The 21,337-nt window shown below is 52.0% G+C and carries 23 protein-coding genes and 2 tRNA genes; 14 read left to right on the plus strand and 11 right to left on the minus strand.

Annotated elements, in window-relative coordinates; all coding sequences use genetic code 11:
- The first annotated feature begins 20 nt into the window (after positions 1 to 20).
- The 3 genes from IEV97_RS13905 (at position 21) to IEV97_RS13915 (ending at position 433) form a co-directional block, all read left to right on the plus strand.
- Positions 21 to 94 (plus strand) — tRNA-Ala (locus tag IEV97_RS13905).
- Positions 95 to 129: 35 nt separating this feature from the next.
- Positions 130 to 381, plus strand: a complete 252-nt coding sequence (locus IEV97_RS13910) for a GIY-YIG nuclease family protein (protein ID WP_188502090.1) — start codon at positions 130 to 132, stop codon at positions 379 to 381.
- Positions 363 to 433, plus strand: a tRNA-Leu gene (locus IEV97_RS13915). Before IEV97_RS13910 ends, IEV97_RS13915 begins: the two co-directional genes overlap by 19 nt.
- A 150-nt stretch (positions 434 to 583) precedes the next feature.
- Here IEV97_RS13915 and IEV97_RS13920 read toward each other — a convergent pair.
- On the minus strand, positions 584 to 1,495 hold the full coding sequence (locus IEV97_RS13920; protein WP_188502091.1) for an exonuclease domain-containing protein: 912 nt from the start codon (positions 1,493 to 1,495) through the stop codon (positions 584 to 586).
- 43 nt (positions 1,496 to 1,538) lie between these two features.
- A complete protein-coding gene (locus tag IEV97_RS13925) occupies positions 1,539 to 3,266 on the minus strand; it encodes an SIR2 family protein (protein WP_188502092.1) in 1,728 nt (575 codons plus the stop codon).
- Between the two features lie 274 nt (positions 3,267 to 3,540).
- Here IEV97_RS13925 and IEV97_RS13930 point away from each other — a divergent pair, with 274 nt between their 5' ends.
- Positions 3,541 to 3,975: a DUF2267 domain-containing protein gene (locus tag IEV97_RS13930; RefSeq protein ID WP_188502093.1), complete on the plus strand. Its 435-nt coding sequence runs from the start codon at positions 3,541 to 3,543 to the stop codon at positions 3,973 to 3,975.
- A gap of 59 nt (positions 3,976 to 4,034) precedes the next feature.
- Here IEV97_RS13930 and cysK read toward each other — a convergent pair whose 3' ends face one another.
- The 7 genes from cysK to IEV97_RS13965 all read right to left on the minus strand — a co-directional run bounded on the left by cysK (position 4,035) and on the right by IEV97_RS13965 (position 9,676).
- On the minus strand, positions 4,035 to 4,952 hold the full coding sequence (gene cysK, locus IEV97_RS13935; protein ID WP_188502094.1) for a cysteine synthase A: 918 nt from the start codon (positions 4,950 to 4,952) through the stop codon (positions 4,035 to 4,037).
- Positions 4,953 to 4,964: 12 nt separating this feature from the next.
- Positions 4,965 to 5,807 carry a serine O-acetyltransferase gene (locus tag IEV97_RS13940; RefSeq protein WP_188502095.1) on the minus strand — a complete coding sequence of 281 codons (843 nt, stop codon included), beginning with the start codon at positions 5,805 to 5,807 and terminating at the stop codon, positions 4,965 to 4,967.
- A gap of 210 nt (positions 5,808 to 6,017) precedes the next feature.
- Positions 6,018 to 7,187: an MFS transporter gene (locus IEV97_RS13945; protein WP_188502096.1), complete on the minus strand. Its 1,170-nt coding sequence runs from the start codon at positions 7,185 to 7,187 to the stop codon at positions 6,018 to 6,020.
- 180 nt (positions 7,188 to 7,367) lie between these two features.
- Positions 7,368 to 7,604: a hypothetical protein gene (locus tag IEV97_RS13950; RefSeq protein WP_188502097.1), complete on the minus strand. Its 237-nt coding sequence runs from the start codon at positions 7,602 to 7,604 to the stop codon at positions 7,368 to 7,370.
- Between the two features lie 260 nt (positions 7,605 to 7,864).
- Positions 7,865 to 8,335, minus strand: a complete 471-nt coding sequence (locus tag IEV97_RS13955; RefSeq protein WP_188502098.1) for a hypothetical protein — start codon at positions 8,333 to 8,335, stop codon at positions 7,865 to 7,867.
- Between the two features lie 374 nt (positions 8,336 to 8,709).
- Positions 8,710 to 9,204 carry a hypothetical protein gene (locus IEV97_RS13960; RefSeq protein ID WP_188502099.1) on the minus strand — a complete coding sequence of 165 codons (495 nt, stop codon included), beginning with the start codon at positions 9,202 to 9,204 and terminating at the stop codon, positions 8,710 to 8,712.
- Positions 9,205 to 9,208: 4 nt separating this feature from the next.
- Positions 9,209 to 9,676, minus strand: a complete 468-nt coding sequence (locus IEV97_RS13965; protein ID WP_229733948.1) for a hypothetical protein — start codon at positions 9,674 to 9,676, stop codon at positions 9,209 to 9,211.
- Between the two features lie 155 nt (positions 9,677 to 9,831).
- Between IEV97_RS13965 and IEV97_RS13970 the strand changes: the two genes are divergently transcribed.
- A complete protein-coding gene (locus tag IEV97_RS13970) occupies positions 9,832 to 11,805 on the plus strand; it encodes a peptidylprolyl isomerase (protein ID WP_188502101.1) in 1,974 nt (657 codons plus the stop codon).
- 72 nt (positions 11,806 to 11,877) lie between these two features.
- Here IEV97_RS13970 and IEV97_RS13975 read toward each other — a convergent pair whose 3' ends face one another.
- Entirely contained in the window at positions 11,878 to 12,522 is a 645-nt protein-coding gene (locus IEV97_RS13975) for a thioredoxin family protein (RefSeq protein WP_188502102.1), read from the minus strand.
- A gap of 389 nt (positions 12,523 to 12,911) precedes the next feature.
- Positions 12,912 to 13,841: a DUF1684 domain-containing protein gene (locus IEV97_RS13980; RefSeq protein WP_188502103.1), complete on the minus strand. Its 930-nt coding sequence runs from the start codon at positions 13,839 to 13,841 to the stop codon at positions 12,912 to 12,914.
- Between the two features lie 291 nt (positions 13,842 to 14,132).
- On the opposite strand from IEV97_RS13980, the gene IEV97_RS13985 reads away from it, so the two are divergent.
- The 9 genes from IEV97_RS13985 (at position 14,133) to IEV97_RS14025 (ending at position 21,337) form a co-directional block, all read left to right on the plus strand.
- Positions 14,133 to 14,387 carry an autorepressor SdpR family transcription factor gene (locus IEV97_RS13985; protein ID WP_188502104.1) on the plus strand — a complete coding sequence of 85 codons (255 nt, stop codon included), beginning with the start codon at positions 14,133 to 14,135 and terminating at the stop codon, positions 14,385 to 14,387.
- Between the two features lie 5 nt (positions 14,388 to 14,392).
- The gene (locus tag IEV97_RS13990) at positions 14,393 to 15,061 is read left to right on the plus strand and encodes an SdpI family protein (protein WP_188502105.1); all 669 of its coding nucleotides are present in this window, start codon (positions 14,393 to 14,395) and stop codon (positions 15,059 to 15,061) included.
- A gap of 57 nt (positions 15,062 to 15,118) precedes the next feature.
- On the plus strand, positions 15,119 to 15,538 hold the full coding sequence (locus tag IEV97_RS13995) for a hypothetical protein (RefSeq protein ID WP_188502106.1): 420 nt from the start codon (positions 15,119 to 15,121) through the stop codon (positions 15,536 to 15,538).
- Between the two features lie 15 nt (positions 15,539 to 15,553).
- Positions 15,554 to 16,534 carry an alpha/beta hydrolase family protein gene (locus IEV97_RS14000; protein WP_188502107.1) on the plus strand — a complete coding sequence of 327 codons (981 nt, stop codon included), beginning with the start codon at positions 15,554 to 15,556 and terminating at the stop codon, positions 16,532 to 16,534.
- An 8-nt stretch (positions 16,535 to 16,542) separates the two neighbouring features.
- Positions 16,543 to 16,974: a GNAT family N-acetyltransferase gene (locus tag IEV97_RS14005; protein ID WP_188502108.1), complete on the plus strand. Its 432-nt coding sequence runs from the start codon at positions 16,543 to 16,545 to the stop codon at positions 16,972 to 16,974.
- 69 nt (positions 16,975 to 17,043) lie between these two features.
- Positions 17,044 to 18,009, plus strand: coding sequence for an NmrA/HSCARG family protein (locus IEV97_RS14010; protein WP_188502109.1), 966 nt, complete (start codon positions 17,044 to 17,046; stop codon positions 18,007 to 18,009).
- Positions 18,010 to 18,181: 172 nt separating this feature from the next.
- The gene (locus tag IEV97_RS14015) at positions 18,182 to 18,760 is read left to right on the plus strand and encodes a flavodoxin family protein (RefSeq protein ID WP_188502110.1); all 579 of its coding nucleotides are present in this window, start codon (positions 18,182 to 18,184) and stop codon (positions 18,758 to 18,760) included.
- A gap of 273 nt (positions 18,761 to 19,033) precedes the next feature.
- Positions 19,034 to 20,128, plus strand: a complete 1,095-nt coding sequence (locus IEV97_RS14020; RefSeq protein WP_188502111.1) for a DUF4856 domain-containing protein — start codon at positions 19,034 to 19,036, stop codon at positions 20,126 to 20,128.
- 93 nt (positions 20,129 to 20,221) lie between these two features.
- The gene (locus IEV97_RS14025; RefSeq protein WP_188502112.1) at positions 20,222 to 21,337 is read left to right on the plus strand and encodes an imelysin family protein; all 1,116 of its coding nucleotides are present in this window, start codon (positions 20,222 to 20,224) and stop codon (positions 21,335 to 21,337) included.

Here is a 21,337-nt window from a genome sequence, read left to right on the forward strand (position 1 = left end):
TAATTTTGTGACACTCAAACGGGGGATTAGCTCAGCTGGCTAGAGCGCTTGCATGGCATGCAAGAGGTCATCGGTTCGACTCCGATATTCTCCACAAAGGCAACCTATACGGGTTGCCTTTTCTTTTTTATGGCTTACTACATCTACATCCTGTACTCCGAGAAAACTGACCGCTACTATGTGGGCAGCTGTCAGGATATGGAGACAAGGCTGACGCAGCATAACACCGGCCGCAACATCTCCACTAAAGCAGGAGCGCCATGGGTAATCAGGTATAGTGAAGCTTACCCAACCAGCCAACTGGCACGGAAAAGGGAAAGCGAGATCAAAAGAAAGAAAAGCCGCAAGTATATCGAACATCTAATTAGCACAGCTGGTTAGAGCGTCCCGAGAGCATTCGGGAAGGTCATCGGTTCGACTCCGATATTCTCCACACTGATAATAAAGCCCTTACGCCAAAAGCGTAGGGTTTTTCCGTTAGAGGGTTACACAAAAGTACACACAACTTCCCTTTCAGCTTTATTTTCACTTCGGAGCACCACATTGCTTTAATTATAGCTTAGGCACAATTTGCGTCGGGTGGTTATAAGTTTTGGAAAAACTCATATTCAGATATTATCTCAATATCAGCGCCTTTTTCTAGCAATCCCACCGCCTTTTCCTGCTTACTGCTCATGCCGTCATCCCCAACTACTCTGTAGTCTTGTTGCCCCACCACAAGCACGTTTGTTTTCTTAGTAACTCCTGCATCTGGTATCCCCCCAATATCAGCAACTAACTGAATGGCGTCTTTTCTCTGCATGGATGTTAAAGTACCTGTAAAGACTATCCTTTTCCCATAAAAAAAATTAGATGGATCATGCTTATCAGGATCATCAACGATGTTTTTAAAATCAGTCCTTGTGCGAATATTCTTTGTCTCACATGGCCTATAGCCATCACTATGAATCTTCCCTATGACAGTCTTTAGCTTTTCAGGAAAACACTTCAGCGAGTTTACTCCTTTCAGATCAAATGCCTTAAGCGATAGCTCGGCTGTCGCTAAACTATCAGCTGCTGCTCTATGGTGGTCTAACGGAATGCTGTTTGCTTTACAAAGGGCTGCAAGTCCGTATGATGGCAAACCTTCCCATACATGCTTTGAGAAGATGTAACTACAGGCATAATCTAAATTAGGGAATGGCAGGTTGTAAAGGTCAAGGGTTCTCCTAAGCACGCTAAAATCAAAACTTGCATTATGCGCAATTAAGAATTGGTTCTCTAGAAGTGGGTGTATTTCACTCCAAAGCGAGTTAAACTCTGGCGCGTTAGCCACCATTTTTGGAGTTATGCCATGTAAAGAAATATTAAATTCATCAAACTGGTTACCTACTGGCTTTATTAGCCAAGACTTGGTTTCAACTATCCTGTTAGCTTTAATGAAAGTCAAACCAATCTCACAAGGGCTTTCCCTTTGAGAAGTTGCAGTTTCGAAATCTATTGTAATGAAGTCCATTATTCTTTTTAAGTAATCAGGCTTATACTGTCAATTCCACACCCTAAAAATAATACCCCGAAAGCTTGTCAAAATATTCTTTGAATTTCTTTTCGGTGTGCTTGAGGTCCGTGATATCGACAAATAAGGAGGGGGAGAACAGGCTGTTGCCTTCCGTGTGGTTTCCGAGTTCAGCAGCGATCTGTTCGAACGGGTGCTTGATGCCGTTCTGTTTCACTCTATACCCAAACCGACCGACAGGAGCCCTGCCTTTGCCCATTATCTTGGTATGCGACAAAGCCAGCAGGTATTCGAACCTGTCAAACAGGTTTTCATAATCTCTATCGTGCGGCAGGAAGGCGCTGAAGATTGGCTTCAATTCCGAGAACAGCAATTCAGACATAGGCACCAGCTGCCTGTTTCCCATCGCTTCGCGCAAGGTATTATAGTCGAGTACCTTTGCCACATGGACGTGATCCAGAATAGGTGCCTCCCCATACCTGACGTGCGCTGTCATGGAAAACATCTTCGACAATAGCCTGTAGTCTTTCTTCAGGACGCTGGCAAGCCCAATGCTGTAGAGGAAGATCAGGCCAGGCAGCGTTTCCAGGTCATGCCACACGCCGCCATCCCCTTCCCGCTCTTTTTCGGACGCGAAGCAAGCCAGGCTATTGAGCCAGATGGAATGGTGCTGTTCTCTTCCCCAGTAAACGCCGTTCACAAACAGTCCGCTCAGCGTATTGGTTTGCTGGAAGTAGTAATTTACCCGCGCCTTTATTTCTTCTTTGGTAGGTATACCGCTCACGGGCAGCGCATCAAAATTATCATTTAGCCGATCTACCTCGCCCCTGATCAGGTCATGAAGCGATATGATCTGGTCGTCCTGCACAATATACTTCTTCAGGCTGGCTACTGCCATCTGCGATTTTGAAAGGTTTGACGGCCGGGCACTTTCAAGGGTTTCCACTTTTTCGTGCAGTTCCTTAAAGAACGAGTCGGCATTCGCAATATCCACAGCCTTCCCCCGCCTGATGTAGGCCAGCTCCTCCAATTCGTTTCCGAGCTGGTCTAAGTAAGTGAAGTAATTGGAGAACCTGAACTTGTTGGAAGTCTCCAGCGCCTCCTTCAGCACACGGTCACTTTCGGCAGACCATCCGCAGGTGATCAGTCCGAAGTTATCCGACACATAGCGCAGCAGCTCCGAAAGGCGTTCCTCATACTTGTCTGCCTCGCTCTTGATGTTGAGGAAACTGGAATCCATGTAGTCTCCGTTGATCTTGATGACCGTCACGCGGGCATGCACGATTGGCAGGGAGTTAACGATATGGCTGGGGCAGCTGATTACCACAGGCTCTATGCCAATGCACCGCAGGGCGTTTTCCATCAGCCTGTCCAGGGAGGTTGTCAGGATAACCCGTACATAGCCTTTGCTGACCAGGCGGGCAATTACCTGGTGGGCGGGTGTTGGTTTTTTCAATCCCTGCTCCAGTTCGGCCTCACTGGGCTCGAAGTATCTTCGCAACAGATTGTGCCGCTCCGTCTCGGTGTTGGCAAGTGGCTCCAGCAGACTGGCATAGCCCGGCTTTTCTCCAAACCGCTCAAAAAACCACTTCTCCGGATTGGGCTCACACCTCGCATTTTCCAGAACAGCAATCTGCTTGATCAGATCTGCGGCTATTTCCTTATCGCTAGGTATACCGGCACTTCCGGCCACTCCGGAGCCGAGCAATAACGCAAATGCGCCTTTGTTGTTAAAAACCGAATGTGCTACCGAGGAGACTTGCGTATTCATACTATGGATGCAACTTTACCGGTACAATATATAGATTATTTTATACTTAATCCACTAAAAATTTTTTCAATTTAATTATACCTAAAGGGAGTACAAATCTGATGCTCAATAACTTCAATAATACCTCACAGCAGCCAATTATAATACTTTCGGGATTTGTTATGACGTACTGATACTTCCTCACGAGCTATACCCGGCAAGGCTGGTATAACGGAACATGCCCCCCTCCTGCCCGTACCATATAGGACGTAACGCTTAAAGAAGGGAGGATACTATGCCATTTATTTTTGAAGACAGTACCAAGGACGCAGCATTGCTGCTGAAGGATGTAGCAGCAGAGCTACAGACGGAGGATCTCAACAAGGCCGGCCGTATTTTCAGGGCTGTGCTGCAATCTGTACGGGATAGAATGCCTGTGCACGATGCCATCCAATTCTCAGCCCAGCTTCCTGTTTTCTGGAAAGGTGTCTACTTTGATCAGTATGACCTGAATAAGGTACCCGTGAAAATCCGGGATGCGCATGACTGGATCAATTACATCCGAAACAAGAACGCTTTTGCCGCTGACAATGACTTTCAGCAGGACGAAGAGATCACCGCAGCTTTCCGGGCTGTGTTCCAGGCCCTGCAGCGCACCATGACCGACGGTCAGCTGCAGAAAGTAAAAGAATCAATGAACGAGGACATCCAGGAACTGCTAGCAGCCTAAATAGAAAAAAGCGCCGCCTGTTGCCCAATGCAGCAGGCGGCGCTTTTTTGAAGTATACGCTACACAAAAAGCCCTTCTACCGATAAGTACCGCTCGCCTGTATCGTAGCAGAAGGTCAGTACCCGTGCACCATCCGGAATTTCTTCGTCCAGTTTCTGCTGCACGGCCGCCAAGGACGCGCCCGACGACACGCCCACAAATATCCCTTCTTCCATAGCGGCGCGTCTGGCATAGTCATACGCATCGTCGGCTGCCACCTGCACCACGCCATCCAGCAGACTGGTATCCATGATGGAAGGTACGAATCCCGCTCCTACACCTTGTATCGGGTGAGGCCCCGGCTGTCCGCCACTCAGTACCGGCGAGGCGGAAGGCTCCACCGCGAATACCTTTAGGTTCGGGAAATGCCGCTTGAGCACCCTGGCCACACCTGTTATATGCCCGCCGGTACCCACCCCGGTGATCAGGTAGTCGAAGCCTTCCGGAAAGTCAGCCAGAATCTCCTGCGCTGTGGTTTCGATGTGAACCTGCGTGTTGGCCTCGTTGTCAAACTGCATGGGCATCCACGAGGATTCGTGTTCTTCGAGCATCTCGCGGGCCCGCTCAATGGCTCCTTTCATCCCCTTTTCGCGGGGCGTCAGCTCCAGCTTGGCTCCGTAGGCCGTCATCAGCCTGCGCCGCTCTATGGACATGGACTCCGGCATCACCAGGATCAGGTGGTAGCCTTTTACGGCAGCGACCATGGCCAGCCCCACGCCGGTGTTTCCTGAAGTTGGCTCAATGATCACGCTTTCCTTCTTCAGGATGCCCTTTGTTTCAGCATCTTCGATCATCGCCAGGGCAATGCGGTCTTTGATGCTACCGCCCGGGTTCGCGCGCTCCAGTTTCATCCACACTTCCGCTTTGCCTTTGAACATGCGGTTGATCTTTACATGGGGCGTTCTGCCTATGGTTTCCAGTATGCTATGTGCTTTCATATGCGTGTCTTTTTAGATTGAAAAATTCAGAACATCAGCTCTATCTTCATAATAACTCACTTTGATCTGCGGACGGTGGTACACCCTGGCAAAAGAAGGCACACTTTCAGTCAGCCACACATTTCCGCCTATGATGCTGTCGTGCCCCACCACCGTTTTGCCGCCCAGTATGGTAGCCCCGGCATAGATGATCACATTGTCCTCAATGGTCGGGTGCCGCTTCACGTTGGCCATCGACTTCTCGACGCTGAGCGCCCCGAGCGTCACTCCCTGGTATATCTTCACATTGTTTCCGATGTCGGCCGTCTCCCCTATCACGATGCCGGTACCGTGGTCTATGCAAAAGCGGGCGCCTATGTTAGCCCTTGGATGGATGTCTATACCTGTTCTGGTATGTGCGTAGGTAGCCAGCACGCGCGGCAGCAGGGGCACGCCCATGCGGCAAAACTGATGTGCCAGTCTGTACACGGCCACAGCAAAAAAGCCGGGATAGGTCCGGATCACCTCGTCCACGTTCACTGCGGCCGGGTCGCCTGCCTCAATGGCAGCGGCATCGTCGTTGAGCTGCTGCTGCAGGCCTGGCAGTGCCTCAAAGTAGGCGTCCGCTATTTCGTAGGGTTTACCGGGCAGGCGCTCTTCTATTCTGAACAGGATCTTCTCCAGATCGGAGTGCAGCAGCATCGCGTAAGCCTCTACTTCAGAGCGGGTACTGAAAGAGTGTTCTGAGAGGGACGGGAAAAGCAATTGCAGCACACCTTCCAGAAAAGCGCAGCTCATGGAATGAGGCACTACGTGGCGGGACTGCTGGTGCACAGCTGTCAGGTGATCAATAAAAGCTTGGCTGATTGCTGTCATGATGATGGTGAAACAACTGGTCCTGGCAAAAGTTTTATGGCAGTCTACACAACAGATAGCTATACGGCCAAGCAACGTCCTCTGTCTACCTCCGACAGGAAATATTGTCGTCAGTGGTTTGGCGGCACAAAAAAAAAAGAGACCTCCTTTGGTGGGAGGCCTCTACCTTATGTAGTAGGTATAAGCTATACCTGCTAAACGATAACCCATTTACTTTTTCTGGTCTTTCACTACCAAATTGAGGTATAGGAACCCGAGCAGGGCAAAGGCCCCGCCTGTCCAGAACACCAGGCTGAACCTGGAGGGGTCGTTGGCATAGATCCAGCCGGAAGCCAGTGCGCCGAAACCTATACCTGCCTCCATAGCGATGTACATGGTGGCCATCGCTCGGCCGCGGCGCTCCGGGTGACTCAGGTCGATGGTCCAAGCGAAGACTGTGGGGGAGTTCATGCCCACCGCCACACCAAACACAGCCGCAGCCAGCAACAGTTCGGTAGCCGTGTCCGCCCAACCGATCAGCCCCATCGCCACGACCAACAGCCCCGAGCTGACCTTGAGCACCCGGATACGGCCGAACTTATCGGAGGCCCGGCCGGCCAGAAAACGGATCGCCAGCGAGGAAAGCGTGAAACTGGTAAAGAAGAGGCCTTTGTTCTGAATGCCCAGGTGCTCACTGAAATCGGGAATGATCGTGAGGATGATGCCGAAGGAAACCACCGTGAGCATCATGACAATGGAAGGGTTGAGCACACGGGGCTCGAAGATCTCCCTGCGGGAAATTCTGAGCAGTCCCATCCGGAAGCGGTTTGGGTTGTCCAGCGTTTCGCGCATGCGGGCCACCACGGCCACCGACAAGAAGGCAGCGGCGGAAGAGGAATAGAACATGGCTTCCAGCGAGAAGCTGTTGGCAATAGAGGCGCCCATGGCCGGACCCGCCGCCATACCCAGACTGCCGGCCAAACCCAATAGTCCGGTCGCCTCGCCCCTGCGCTCCATCGGGATGATGTCGGCCACGTACGCGGCCGTACCGGTAGGCGTAAACCCGGTCGAGAAGCCGTGCACCAGACGCAGCAGCAGAAAGGCCGCCACACTGCCGGTAATAGGGTATAGGAAGCCGCACAGGATACAGACCGTCCCCCCGATCAGCATAACAGGTATACGTCCCATCTTGTCGGCCAACTGTCCGCTGAAGGGACGCGACAGGCCAGCCGTTAGGGTGAAAAGGGAAATGATCAGCCCTTTGTACTCAGCGCCGCCCAGCTGTGTGATGTAGTTGGGCAGCTCCGGAATGATCATGTTGAAGCTTGCAAAGAAAAGAAAGGAGCTCAGGCACAGCAATCCAAATTGAAGTCCATACACACGCGTTTTCAGCTCGGCCATAGTCAGATTAAAGCCGCAAGTTCCGAAAACAATTGTTTCAAAGCTATAACTCTGGAGACATGCCTTTATGTAATTTAGTTGCTGAAGTGCTTATACCTGGTGGTCGGGCGTGATCTCACCTAAAAAAATAAGCAGCCTCGGGGGCTGCCTTCGATATGCTATGGGAAGTAGACTAGTGAATTAGTCGAAGACAGGGCAGCTGCCTTTTTTGTAGCGCTTCTTTTTTACCAGGCCATCTTTTTGGTAGGCCGAAGACTTAAACGAAAAATACGCAGCTGTTTTGCTGCCGGATGCCACCTGTTTCTTTGCCCCGGTCGTTTTCTCATACCTGTCAGACTTCAGGTCAGCTTTGGCGAAGCTGGCAAATGAGAAAAGCATCAAGGCACTGATTAAAGCTGCATAGAATCTTAATTTCATTAGCTGATTGTTTAAGGTGAGAGAAGATTATTCATTGCAATATTAAAATAAAAATATATATTAAAAAATTAATTAATCATATTTTTTAAATACATATTGCTAAAATATCGTCTCTGGCCCCGCTGCCAACAAAGGAAAGCAGTGTGGTAACGGTCTGAATGGTCGCCAGGCTTACTTGAAACAGGAAAATTTGAAAGGAGAAAAAGCGCTATCGCTGGCTTGGAATAGCCGCTGAGTGCACCAGATAAAAGACAGGGTACTTACAAACCTGTGGCAGGGCCAGGCACATTGAACCGGACGCCATTGACGGTTATATTGTGCTCCAGCGCGGCCATCTGCAGGCCCAACGCCACCTGACTAGCCTTGTTGTGACTCTCGATACCAGTCAGAAGCAGTGATCGCTGGTGACCGCCCCTTAAGTCGAACAGCACACAGTGGTCGCTAAAATGTATGGCTGCGATGCCGCTCCAGTCCAGGCTGTATGCCCTGCCGTAAAAGTTAAGCCTGTAAGAGACCCTGTCAGGTGATATATCCACAAAGGCATCTTTGAGCGGAATCTTGTCTGTGCTGAGTGCCAGCAGGTATAGGCCCACCAGAACGATTACGACGGCTGCCATTCCCCATAGCCAACGCGCATCCTGCCGTAGTACAAGATTGTAAAGTAGCGCTGCTCCTCCCCCGCTGGCCATAAACAACCCCAACCAAAGCAGCCGGTCTTTGATCCTACGCAATTGTCGAGCTGTATAAAGACTGATGTACATGGAAACTGTATTGAATAAAAGGCCTACAGCAAGACGAACCTAACAGGCAGCAACGAAAAATATTAAAAAATTATATAATAATAATCACAAATTGCATCAATCTAAAATACGGCCGCCTTATATAATAGGTTGGTTTTAATAAAAATTAATTAAATACAATTTATTAGAAGTTGAATTGAATGGTGTAAGCAAGAATTTGTTCAGGTTTGGGAGTCAAGTAGTCAGGTATGGCTGGCACAGGTTTAGGGATGAGAACTTTTGAGGGGACTCAGGGAAGAAAGAAAGGCCTGTTCCAGCAGGTATAGTAGTAGTAGGCTTCTATGCGGACGGAGAGGAAATAAAAGCTACGATCTGATGCGCTGTGCGCTTACAGGCACCTGGTTTACTTCTACCTGCTGCTGTATAGCAGCTAGCTGCACACTGACACTCACGTGGTTTGCAATTCCGGGGCTCTGGATATGCCCTAGCCGCATGATTTTCTGTTTGCTGTCTTTGAGGTCAAACACCAGGGTATGTTCAGTCGCCTGTATGCTGTCAATGGAATCCCAATAGATCGTGTGCTCAGGTCCATACAAGGTGAGGCGGTAGGCGATGCGCTCCGGCGTCATGGAAAAGTAAGCGTCCTTCAATTGAATATAGCCAGCTCCCACGGCAAAACCCAATGCACCCACTGCACCTACTAGCAAGGCGCCGCTTGCCCAAACCCACCGGATCTCTTCGCGGGCAATAAACTCAACGATCAGGGCAGAGAGACCACCGCAGAATAGCAGGATGCCTGTCCAGAGCAGTATCTGCTTCGTTCTTTTAAGCTCTTTGTGTGGGTAGAGGTTTACATACATAGGGTTAGTTTTGTGTTATCTCAATCGCTATACCCTTTGCGGCTGCAATCTGCACGAGTTCGTCACGGATGCGCTGCAGTTTTTTGGCATGGTTCACCGTATCCAGTGCAACCGCATGCTGTTCTCCGTTCTTGAGCTCAAAACCAAGTGCGTGATTGCTGATGACCAGGCGCTCGACTTCTTCCCATTCAAAATCGTGCTCCCGCTGCATAAAACCCAGACGGTACCGCACGCCCAGATCCGTTATGCTGAGATGGCGCTGGTAATCCGGGTTGTGGTCGAGCCACACAGAGACCATAAAAAGTGAGAAAGGCAACAGGCTGAACAGGTATAGGAAGGTCATGGCGGAGTGAAAGTCCCGCACAGCGATGAGCTGGTACAAAAGCCAACCATGCAGACCCACAGAAAGCAAGGCAAGTACAAACAGCAGACGCTCCACCTGCGACCGGATGCCATAGGGTTTGGAAAACAAACGTATGCTAATGCTGGTGTGCTGCATCGTAAAAATATATATTCAAGAATTCAATATACTAAAAATTACAAAGCTGCCAAACAAATTGACGGCAAAACATTTTAGCAGGGCTATATTACAGGCATTTAGTATATTGAAGCGCATAAGCCCACACGATGAAAAAAAGCTATACCTTCCTATTTGCCCTTGCCGCCTTTGCCGCCTGCCGCCAGCAGCCCCAGCAGAGTATGACAGCGACTACCGATACGCCATCGCAGCACATCAACAAGTTTTCGGACGCCACTCTGCATGAGCTCTATACCTTGCAGGACGAGCGCAAGACCGCCGAACTCCTCAACTTCCTGAATCACCCGAAACCGCAGTACCGCCGGGAGGCAGCTCTCGCCTTTGCCTCGGTGCAAGACACGCTGGCCATACCCCAACTGCTGACCTCACTATCAGACACCAGCGCGGCGATCCGGACAGCCGCAGCCTACGCCTTGGGTCAGATTGGGCACAAGAAAGCCCAGCAAGCCATGATCCGGCATTTGCAGCAAGAGCGGCACGCAGCAGTACAAGCCGAAGCGTTGGAAGCACTCGGCAAACTGGCTGACAGCAGCGGCCTCGACTTTCTGGTAAACTACCAGGCAGCCAATGCAGCGGCACTGGAAGGCCAAGCCTGGGGCTTGTACCGGGCGGGCTCACGGCAGATGAGCAGCGCACAGGCTGTAAAACAAGCGGTGCAGTGGCTGACCGAAAGCAAATTGTATGAGGTGCGCCTGGCAGCCGCTCACCAGTTGGCCCGCACGCCCAAGATCGACTTGTCGCCTTACCGCCAGCAACTCACCACGGTGGTCACATCAGATCCATCGGCGGACGTGCGTATGGCGGTGGCCCAGGCTTTCGCCAAAGTGAATGCCCGTGATAAAGCCTCGTTGCTCTCCGGTATCGTGCAAAGCGACCCGGATTACCGCGTGCGCCTGAGCGCGATCCGTTCCATGGCAGGGCTCGAGTTTGAGGAAATTGACAAGGCCATTCTGGCAGGCCTGACCGACCAGAACATCAACACGGCGGTGGCCACGGCAGAATTTCTGCAGGCCAACCATGCCGGCGTGGACACCAACACACTCCGCAAAGCCCTTGCGCAGGTAGAGGACGGCCGGGTGCGGGCCGGACTGATCTGGGTGATCTTGCGCAACAGCCCGGACAAGGCCAAACTGAGTCAGGAGTACCAGCAGCTATACCTGCGCACCGACAACCCTTACGACAAAGCGCACCTGCTCAAGGCCCTCTCCGCCGACTACAAAAACTACCAGTTCATCGCCAAAGAAACCTTCGCCGCTTCGCAGCCCGTGATCGGCACCTATGGCATGGAAGCGCTCACCGCCATGCGCCAGCAGGGAGACTTCCCGAAAGCGCTGGAGCAGGACTTCGCCGACATCTTTAAACAAGGTATAGCCTCCGGCGATGTGTCCCTGGCTGGTTTGGCAGCGGGCGTGATCCGCAACCCGAAACTCAACTTCCGGGAAGTATACCGCGACTATGCCTTCCTGACCGAGGCGCAGCAGAAACTGGTGCTACCCCGCGACATGGAAACCAATATTGAACTACAGAAGACGATCGACTATCTGAGTGGGAAAGAGCAGTCTGAAACCCCGAAAAACCCTTTTACCCACCCCATCGACTGGAAACTGGTGCAGACCCTGCACCCGGACCAGCAGGTGGTGATCGAAACCGAAAAAGGCGTGATTACGCTGGAGTTGTTTGTGGAGGACGCCCCGGGCTCGGTGGCTAACTTTGTGGAGCTGGTGAACAAGCAGTTTTTTGACGGGCTGTACTTCCACCGCGTGGTGCCGAATTTTGTGGCGCAAGGCGGCGACAAGCGCGGCGACGGCTGGGGCAGCTCCGACTACTCCATCCGCTCTGAGTTCGCTCCGCTCCATTACCGCGAAGGCTATGTAGGCATGGCCTCAGCCGGAAAAGACACTGAGAGCAACCAGTGGTTCATCACGCACTCTCCCGCCCCGCACCTGGACGGCCGCTATACTATCTTTGCCAAAGTGGTAGAAGGGATGGAGGTGGTGCACCAACTGGAGGTAGGCGACAAGATCAAACAAGTCAACCTGATCCTGCGAGCTAAAACCCGCTAAGACCGAATCAGACAGGTATAAAAAAAGCGGCGGCCTTTATGTAAGGTCGCCGCTTTTTCATGAAACGCACTTTTAGAATCGTTCCATTGGCTGCTCTTCGATTGGCTGCAGGCGGCCCCATTGCGGGATCAGCTGTTTGAACTCCTGCAGCAGTGCTTTGCTGCGGTCTTTGCCATACCAGCCGTGCAGCTTCTCTACAAATTCATTGTAAGGCACGTTCCGGGCTTTCATGTCCATGAACAGCTCCTGGGCGGCTGCCGGCCTTGGTCCCCATGTGCCGATCTCTTCCATCGTTTCAGCGTCAAGCACGATCAGCTTCGGAATGGAGCGGCCCCCGTTGGTCAGGTAGGCGTCTATCACCTCCGGGTGCTCGTCGCGCAGCAAAAGCTTCACGTCGATCAGCGGCGAGGCATCGGCTATCTTCACGATGGCGGGCACCGTTTGGGCGGCATCACCGCACCAGGCCTCCGTCACGATCACCCAGATCATCTTGTTCTGCACGCGCAACATCAGGTCCACTAGCTCGTCGTCCAGCACGGTCGTTTTTTCTACGCGGCGCATGCGCTGGGCGTTCATGCGGGTGTATTCTACCATGGCTTCAGAGTGGTCGGTACCTGTGGTTTTGTTCTCGGCCAGCAGTGTGTCCATTAATTCCCGGTATTGGGTATAGTTCATGGCCTGCGCCAAGTGCGCACCCGTAATTACTGTATCAGACATCGTCTTGTTAATCATTACTCTTTACTTTAGAATTTTATCAGAACTATATATTAACAGTTATATGTCCTGATAAGTTCGTTCCCTCCCAAAGACCTGGGAGGACCCTGCTTTATACTACCCTTTTTGCACCAAATTGTTTACATTTTCTGTCAGGAGCTTCGGAACCGGCCAGGTATAACAAAATATGGATGTTTCCACCTTGTCCTGCCACAAAGTAGTGAACACCAAGGCGCCACACGAATTGAACATTATGCAAAGCCTTTACTGGCTATACCTTGATTAAAGTGCCCAGGCTGTAGCTCGCCTGTCTGTCCCGATAAAACCGGGCGTATACCTATACCTTGGATACTCCAGGAAGAGATCCAATAGCCTGATCTTTAAGGTATAGCTTAGTACTCACCGTACGATTTCTCCCCGGCCTCAATCATGATGGGCAGGAAGTTCTGGCGGGGAGGCAGCGGGCAGGTAGCGTAGGATACAAAGTCGCAGGGCGGGTTGGATGCCTTGTTGAAGTCGAGTAACGTGGTGCCGTCCGGCCCGGGCTTATCGGCGTAGAGGTAGCGGCCTGCGCCGTAGGTTTCGAGTCCATTGGTTTTGTCAGCGAAAATAATGAAAAGCTCCTCCCCTTCCAGCAGCGCGTCCAGTTGGTATTGCTCCCCGTTCAGGGTGAAGATTACCGTACCTGGCGATTCCTGCATGGAAGTTTGCCCCACGATGTTGGTAATGGGGATCTGCTTTGGCGTGGGGTGCGCTACGAAACTGGCCTGCACACGCCAGTCGGCCTTTACAGGAAAGCGCTTTATCCCTTTGAAATGCACGAGGGCATCATTCTGCAGGTCGCGAAGCCGTATGCCATACCTGTTGCCTCGCTTGATCACGAACCAGGTAAGCGAACCGTGCGACAGTTTGGGAACGGAATCCATTCCGGAGGTATAGAGCAGGGCTTCACGCACGGGCGCCCCATTTAGCAGCACATCCACTCCCGGATTGATGCGGGTAGTCACCGTGTCGCCTTTCAGGCTGATCACGCCCGCACGGCCCGGAATCCTTCCCTCCGGAAACGTCAGGCTGTTGTCGGGTCCGCTGCCAAATGTGTTGTCTCCTTCCTGCAGCCAGAACAGGCCCGCCAGGGTGAGCCATCCATCGGGTTCCTTTAGCTTTGCCTCACGCGCCTGGTGCCACTCGTCTACACTGGCCACGTACTCGGGCGTGGTTTCTGCTTGGTTTTTAGCAGACTGGTCGATATCGGTGCATCCACTTGTCAGTATCAGGGCGATAAAGAGGAATTGTGAAAGGGTAAAAGATTTTAATCGGAGCACGGTAAATAAACAGGTAAAATATGTAATTCTGCTAATGTAATAAAAAACCTGACGAAGCCCATACTTTACCAGGCTTAGTTCCGGCAGGACTGGTGATACACGGTCTGAACGAAGCTAAGAAAAGGCCAGAGGCCCAAGGTATAGCCGTAGCGATCCGTTGGTCTCATCCTCAAAAAGACAATATCCTGGATCACTACTGACTCATTTAAATTTATAAAGCATAATTATTTACGAAACGTTTTTAACTTTAAGCTATTATTTAGATATTTGTCTAAATACCTAATTTACATTGTGAACAAAGTTTTCAAGGCCCTGAATGATCAGACGCGGAGGGAGATCCTGAACCTGCTAAAGGAGAAGGATCTGACGGCCGGGGATATTGCGGATGCTTTCCAGATCACCAAACCCAGCATTTCGCACCACCTCGACATCCTGAGCCAGGCGGAGCTGGTTACCTCTCAGAAGCAGGGACAGTATGTGATTTACTCGCTTAACACAACAGTGCTCGACGACTTAATGAAATGGATCATCACACTTAAAGATTAGACCCTATGAAAACCAACAACCTGACTCGCGAAATTATCCTATGGGTGATCGTTTTGATTCCGCTGGTATACCTGGCGGTGGTTTGGAACAGTCTGCCGGAGCAAGTGCCGGTGCACTTCAACCTGGAAGGCGAGGCAGACGGTTGGGCAGGCAAAACCTCCCTGATCTTTATCGTACTAGGCACTACTGCACTGTTCAACCTCATTCTGCTGGCCTTGCCGCACATCGACCCGAAACGGAAACTGACCCAAATGGGCAGCAAGTACCACCAGTTGCGTTTCATCCTTGTCATTTTTATGGCAGCACTCTCTGTATTTATCGTTCACAATGCTTTGAACCCTAATGTTTTCCGTCAGAATATCCATTTCGTGTTGATAGGTGGGCTGTTCATCGCCCTGGGCAACTACTTTCAGGCGGTAAAGCCCAATTACTTCATCGGCATCCGCACCCCCTGGACCCTGGAGAGCGAGCAGGTATGGCGCAAGACGCACCGACTGGGGGGCATCCTGTGGATCATCGGTGGCATTTTGCTCATAGTGCTAGCGTTTCTGCCTGAAATGGGTATGCAGCAAATGCTTTATATCGCCGTGATTGCCCTGACAGTGCTCATCCCTGTGGTCTATTCCTTTATGGTCTACCGGCGCGAGCGACGCGAACTAGGGCAACAGTCATAAAACCAACACATTTATACAGGTATAAACTTTCACACCAAAACGCGCTAAGCTCCCAACATGACACGCCTGCTTCTTTCACTTAGCCTTATCCTTTTCAGCGCAATGGCCGCTTTGGCGCAACAGACGGCTCCGACACAGATCACGGGTCCGTGGCACGGCACCCTGGAGGCCCCCGGCACACGCGTAACAATAATTTTCAGGCTGAGCAACAGCGAAAGCGGCCAATTGACTACTGCCATGGACATCCCGATGCAGGGTGTAAAAGGCATGGCTATACCTGAAACCGAACTCAGAGAAGACAGCCTATACCTACGCATACCGGCAGGTGGCATTGCCTTCGCCGGCAAAATTGCCGGCCCGGAAACCATAAACGGCAGCTGGAAGCAGGCAGGTATGGCTTTTCCGCTTTCCCTTGCCAAAGGCGAGCCTACCGAAGCGAAGCGTCCGCAAATGCCCGTTAAGCCATACCCCTACTAGGAGCAGGAAGTAACGGTGGAGAACAAAGCGGCAGGTTTCACGCTGGCAGGCACACTCTCCCTTCCTGAAGGCAAAGGCAAGCATCCGGCTGTCATTCTCTTTACAGGCTCCGGCAAGCAGGACCGCGACATGAGCCTGATGGGGCACAAGCCTTTTCTGGTGCTGGCCGACTACCTCACGCGCCAGGGCTTTGCCGTGCTGCGCCTCGACGACCGCGGCGCTGGTAAGTCGGGCGGCAACCATACCATGGCCACGACACAGGATTTTGTCTCCGATGCGCAAGCGGCCTATACCTTCCTGAAAGCGCACCAGCAGGTGAACCCTAAAAGGATCGGCTTGCTGGGTATAAGCGAAGGTGCCCTGATAGCGAGCAGTGTGGCCGCCGCCAACCAAGACGTGGCCTTTGTGGTGCTCATGGCGGGCAGTGCCGTACCGGGCGTGGACTTACTGGTGTCCCAGAACGAGGCGATCCTGAAATCACAACTTCAGGAAGCGTCGCTGCAAAAGTACCTGCAACTGCGCCGCGCCCAGTTCGAAGTAGCCGCTTCAAAAACCGAAGTATTTGAGGCCGCCCAAAAAATACGTGAACTGGAAAAGGAAGCCCGGGCCAAGCTGACGGAAGCAGACCAACAGTTAGCCGTCCTGCTTACGCCCCAGTCCGAAAACGCCGTTGTCGCCCAGATCATGACTCCCTGGATGCGCCACTTCCTGGCCTACGACCCGGCCCCGGCCTTGCAGCAACTCAAAATGCCCGTGCTGGCCCTCAACGGCAGCAAAGACCTGCAGGTACCTGCCGCCACCAACCTGGCCGCAACCGAAAAAGCCCTGAAAGCCGCCGGCAACAAGCGCTACACCATCAAGGAACTGCCCGGCCTCAACCACATTTTCCAGACCGCTGACACCGGCCAGGTGCACGAGTACGCGACCATCGAAGAAACCCTGGCACCTGTGGCGCTGGAAACGATTGGTAACTGGATGAAGGGAGTGGTAAAGTAATACGGCGCATGGCAGTTACTTTAAGGCAAATCACGGAACAGGACGCAGTAGCTGTCGCCGGACTATCAGAACTGTTGGGCTATAGCGCCTCTGTGGCGGCTATGGCCCAACGCATTCAGGCAGTTGCAGCAAGCGATGACCATTGCGGCTACGTCGCGATGGCAGAGGAGCAGGTAGTTGGCTGGATACACGGTTGCTATACCTTGCGGCTGGAGTCTGAGGCATTTGTGGAGATTGCGGGGTTGGTGGTGGACGAGCACTACCGAGGCAAAGGCATGGGCGCGATGTTGATTGACGAGGTCAAGCAATGGGCCCGGGGAAAAGGTGTGGGCAAGATCCGGGTGCGCTGCAACACCAAAAGAACTGACACGCATACCTTCTACAGGCACATCGGCTTCAGCGAAACAAAAGAGCAAAAGGTTTTTGACAGCAGTTTGTAAACAGCCGTTACATCCCTCTGCCACAGCAAGCGTAAGTATAAAAATAACCAACTATAATACTACGCAATCATGGCTTCAAAGAAAATCATCACTGTATTTGGTGCAACGGGAGCCCAGGGTGGCGGAGTTGCACGCGCTATTCTAAGCGACAGCAACAGCCCGTTTGCCGTGCGTGCGGTCACCAGGAATCCTGACTCCGAAAAAGCCAGGGAACTGGCCGCTATGGGAGCTGAGGTGGTATCGGCGGACATTGATGACAAAGAGGGCATGAAACGGGCTTTGGACGGAGCTTACGGTGCTTACTTTGTAACCTTCTTCTGGGCGCACTTCTCGCCGGAAAAGGAGTATGCAGAAGCAAAAAGCATGGCGGAGGCCGCCAAAGAGGCTGGCCTGAAACACGTCATCTGGTCCACCCTAGAAGACACCCGCCAATGGGTGCCGCTGGAGGACAACCGCATGCCTACCTTGCAGGGAAAGTACAAAGTACCGCATTTCGACGCCAAAGGCGAAGCCGACCACTTCTTTACTGATCTCGGGGTACCCACCACTTTCATGAGAGCCTCCTTTTACTGGGATAACTTTGTCTATTTCGGTCTGGGACCCAAGAGAGCAGAAGATGGCAAGCTATACCTGACGCTCCCGATGGGTGATAAGAAAATGGCAGGCATCGCCTCCGAAGACATAGGCAAATGCGCCTACGGCATCTTTAAAAAAGGCGACGAAATGATAGGCAAAACAGTAGGTATAGCCGGCGAGCAACTTACCGGGCAGGAGATGGCTGAGGCATTCACGAAGGCGCTCGGCCAGCAGGTTACCTACAACAGCATATCGCCTGAAACATTCCGCAGTTTTGGATTTCCCGGAGCCGATGACCTGGGTAATATGTTCCAGTTCTACCGTGACTTTGACGAGGTCTGTAACCAGGTACGCGACGTTGGTTTTTCAAAAGAACTCAATCCTGAGCTGAAATCCTTCGACGCCTGGCTGGCTGAAAACGCCCAACGCGTACCGCTGGAACCGGCAGCAGTTCAATAGGTATAGAGTCGCATCCGCAATAAAAAGCCATCTTTTCCCTCGCATACGCAGCATGGGCAAAAGATGGCTCTGGGCTATACCTCCGGCCTGACTTGCTCTATACCTGGCCCCTCATGCAGGCGACACCAAACTTTGCAACGAACACACAGCCAATTTTCTAAGTAAGTAGAGTATGAAAGCAATCATACTACTCGGCACACTCAAAAAACAAGGCCTGTCCAACACAGCGGTTCTGTCCGAATTTCTGGCGGGCTATTTCAGGAAACAGAGCATTGACTGCACCATCGTCAAACTGGTCGACCATAACATTCTGGCGGGCACCTACAGCGACATGGGCAAGGGCGATGACTGGCCCGGCATTTTAAAGCAGATACTTGCGGCTGATATCATTGTGTTCGCCACTCCGATCTGGTGGAACAACCAGTCGTCGGAAATACAGCGGGTAATTGAGCGGCTCGACGAAATCCATGACGAGATTCTGGAAGGGAAGAAATCGAAACTGGAGGGCAAAGTGGGCGGCATTGTCATCACGGGCGACTCGGATGGGGCGCAGCACATCATCGCCAATATCAGCAATTTCTACAATGCCATGGGCATGGTGCTGCCACCCTTCGCCTCACTTTCGGTGCTTTGGGAGAAACAGGCCAAAGGTGAAAAACCCACACGCGAAGAGCTTCTGGAGAAATACGAAAAAGACTACGCCAGCACTGCTGAAACGATGGTGGAACAGATGAAGCGGTATCTCCTATAAATCATAGCTGTTCATACCTATCGGTACGGGCCACCCCAGTTCTTTCTATGCATAACACTTGCCCGCCAGGTAAGGTCTTACTGCTCGATTTGCTCAACAGAAAAATCCTCTCCTAACACCTAACCAATCCCCAATTAGTACTCACTATCAGCATCACACCTCCTATACCTTCTGTTATTTAAATTAATTCTAAATAATATTTGGCACTTTAGGACCATCACTTTAGATTTGCAGCGTATTTATAATAAGTCTAAATAAACTTAAGCTGATAATATGCTTTCAAAACTCAACTCCAAAGCACTCTACGTGGCAGGTCTTGCATTGTGTACCTTTTTCTCTTCTTGCTCTGACGATAAAGACGAAGTGTCATATGATGTGCCGACTACTTACAATTTTGAAAATGTAAATTATTCGGGCCAGACAGACCGCATCAGCATGCTGAATGAGCTGGATGCTTATGTTAAAACAGGCAACAACGGAGCGCTGCTGGATGCCCGGAAGATGAAGAACATGTATGCCAACACAAATGCTCCCTTCTCTGAAGCCAGACTGAATACGTCCGGCAAGCAGCTAAAAGACAAGACCATTCTTTCTGCCCAGTCCCTGTTCGAAAGCTATTTCGACGCGGCCGCTAATGCCAGCCTCTCTGCCGGCACTCCGGCTCTGAAGGGCAAAGCCGGCCTGCTGAACACCGCTGAAGGCACCAAATACCTGGTGGACGCCAATGGCGTAGAGCCGGCTCAGATCATTCAGAAAGGTTTGATGGGCGCCGTTTTCTATTTCCAGGCAGTAGAGTCCTACCTGACGGAAGCCAAAACAGGCGCTGCCGTAGACAACACTGCCATTACCGCAGGTGAAGGCACCAAGATGGAGCATCATTTCGATGAAGCGTTCGGTTACTTCGGCGCACCCGTGGACTTTCCTGCCAACCTGAACAACCTGAAGTTCTGGGCCAACTACAGCAACAAGGTGAACCCAAGCACAGGCAGCAACAAGGCCCTGATGGATGCCTTCCTGAAAGGACGCGCCGCCATTTCCGCCAAGGACATGAAAGGCAAGGACGAAGCGATTGCCACCATTCGCACGGAGTGGGAAAAACTGGTTGCTGCCTCTGCTATTCTGGAACTGAACCTGGCCAAAACACACATTGCCGATCAGGCGAAAAAGAGCCACTACCTTTCGGAGGCCATGGGCTTTGTCATGAGCCTGAAGTTCAAGTCTGACCGTAAGATCACCGACGCGCAGCACCAGGCGGCCATGGCGAAACTGGGCGCAAACTTCTACGACACCACCGCCGCAGACATTAACGCTGCCATCGACATCATCAGCGCAGCTTACAACATGGACAGCATCAAGTCTCAGTTGTAAATACATGAACTGCTGCCCAGCATTTAAATAACAGACCCGACAGTAGCCAAGGCATTTGCGATGCCCTGGCTACTGTTTTTAAGCACACCTACCATGACCGCACTGAAAAACTATACCTACACCGCTACACTGGTCTGCCTGGGGGCACTGGCCGGCTGCGGCTCCAACGACGAATCAGGTCCTGCATCGGAGTATGACCGCCAGGCCATGCTGGTCAACTACGCCGACAACCTGATCATTCCGGGTTATCAGAATCTTAAAGCTCAGGTAGACGAAATGACCGCTGCCATTTCGGCATTCACGACCAGCCCCACCACCGCCACGCTAGCCGATGCCCGTAAGGAGTACCAGGAAGCGTACTTGGCCTGGCAAGACGTAAGCGCCTACGAATTCGGGCCCGCCGATGAGCAACTGTTGCGCAGTAACCTGAACATCTACCCCACCACCACCAGCCAGGTGGAAAACAACATCAGCAGCGGCACTTACAACCTGCAGACCACGGCAAACATGTCTGCCAAAGGGTTTCCGGCCATTGATTACCTCCTTTACGGGGAGGCAACAGAGGCAGCGGTTGTAGATAGATATACAAGCGCATCAAACGCTGCCAACCGCAGGAAATACCTGCAGGACATCACCAACCTGATCAAGAATGCCACTGACGCCACCCATACCGGCTGGACAACGGGCAACACCACCAAAACCTTTAAAGAGACGGGTGGAACTGCCGTGGGCAGCTCTATCGGTAACCTGGTCAACCAGTTCAACTTTGAGGTGGATCTGACAAAACGCGCCAAGGTGGGCATTCCATCGGGCAGGTTCTCGGCGGACAATCCCGTACCGGACAGAGTAGAGGCCTATTACAGCAACACCTCGCTCGCCTTGCTGGAGCGTAACCTCAAAGCCCTGAAGGCAACCTTCATGGGGCAGTCAGCAGCGGGAGCCAACGGACCGGGACTGGATGACTACCTGGACCATGTAGGTGCCAGGTATGCCGACAAGAATTTGTCAGCGGCCATCATCCAACAGTTTGATGCTGCTCTGGCCGCTGTAGCCGCTGTTCCTGGACCCTTGTCACAGGCTGTCAGCACCAATCCACAGGCCGTAACCAAGGTATACGACGAACTGCAGAAACTCATCGTGCTGACCAAAACCGATATGCCTGCCGCCCTGGGTGTGACCATTACCTACACGGACAACGACGGCGACTAA

Source organism: Pontibacter amylolyticus (assembly GCF_014638845.1).
Taxonomy (GTDB): Bacteria; Bacteroidota; Bacteroidia; order Cytophagales; family Hymenobacteraceae; genus Pontibacter; species Pontibacter amylolyticus.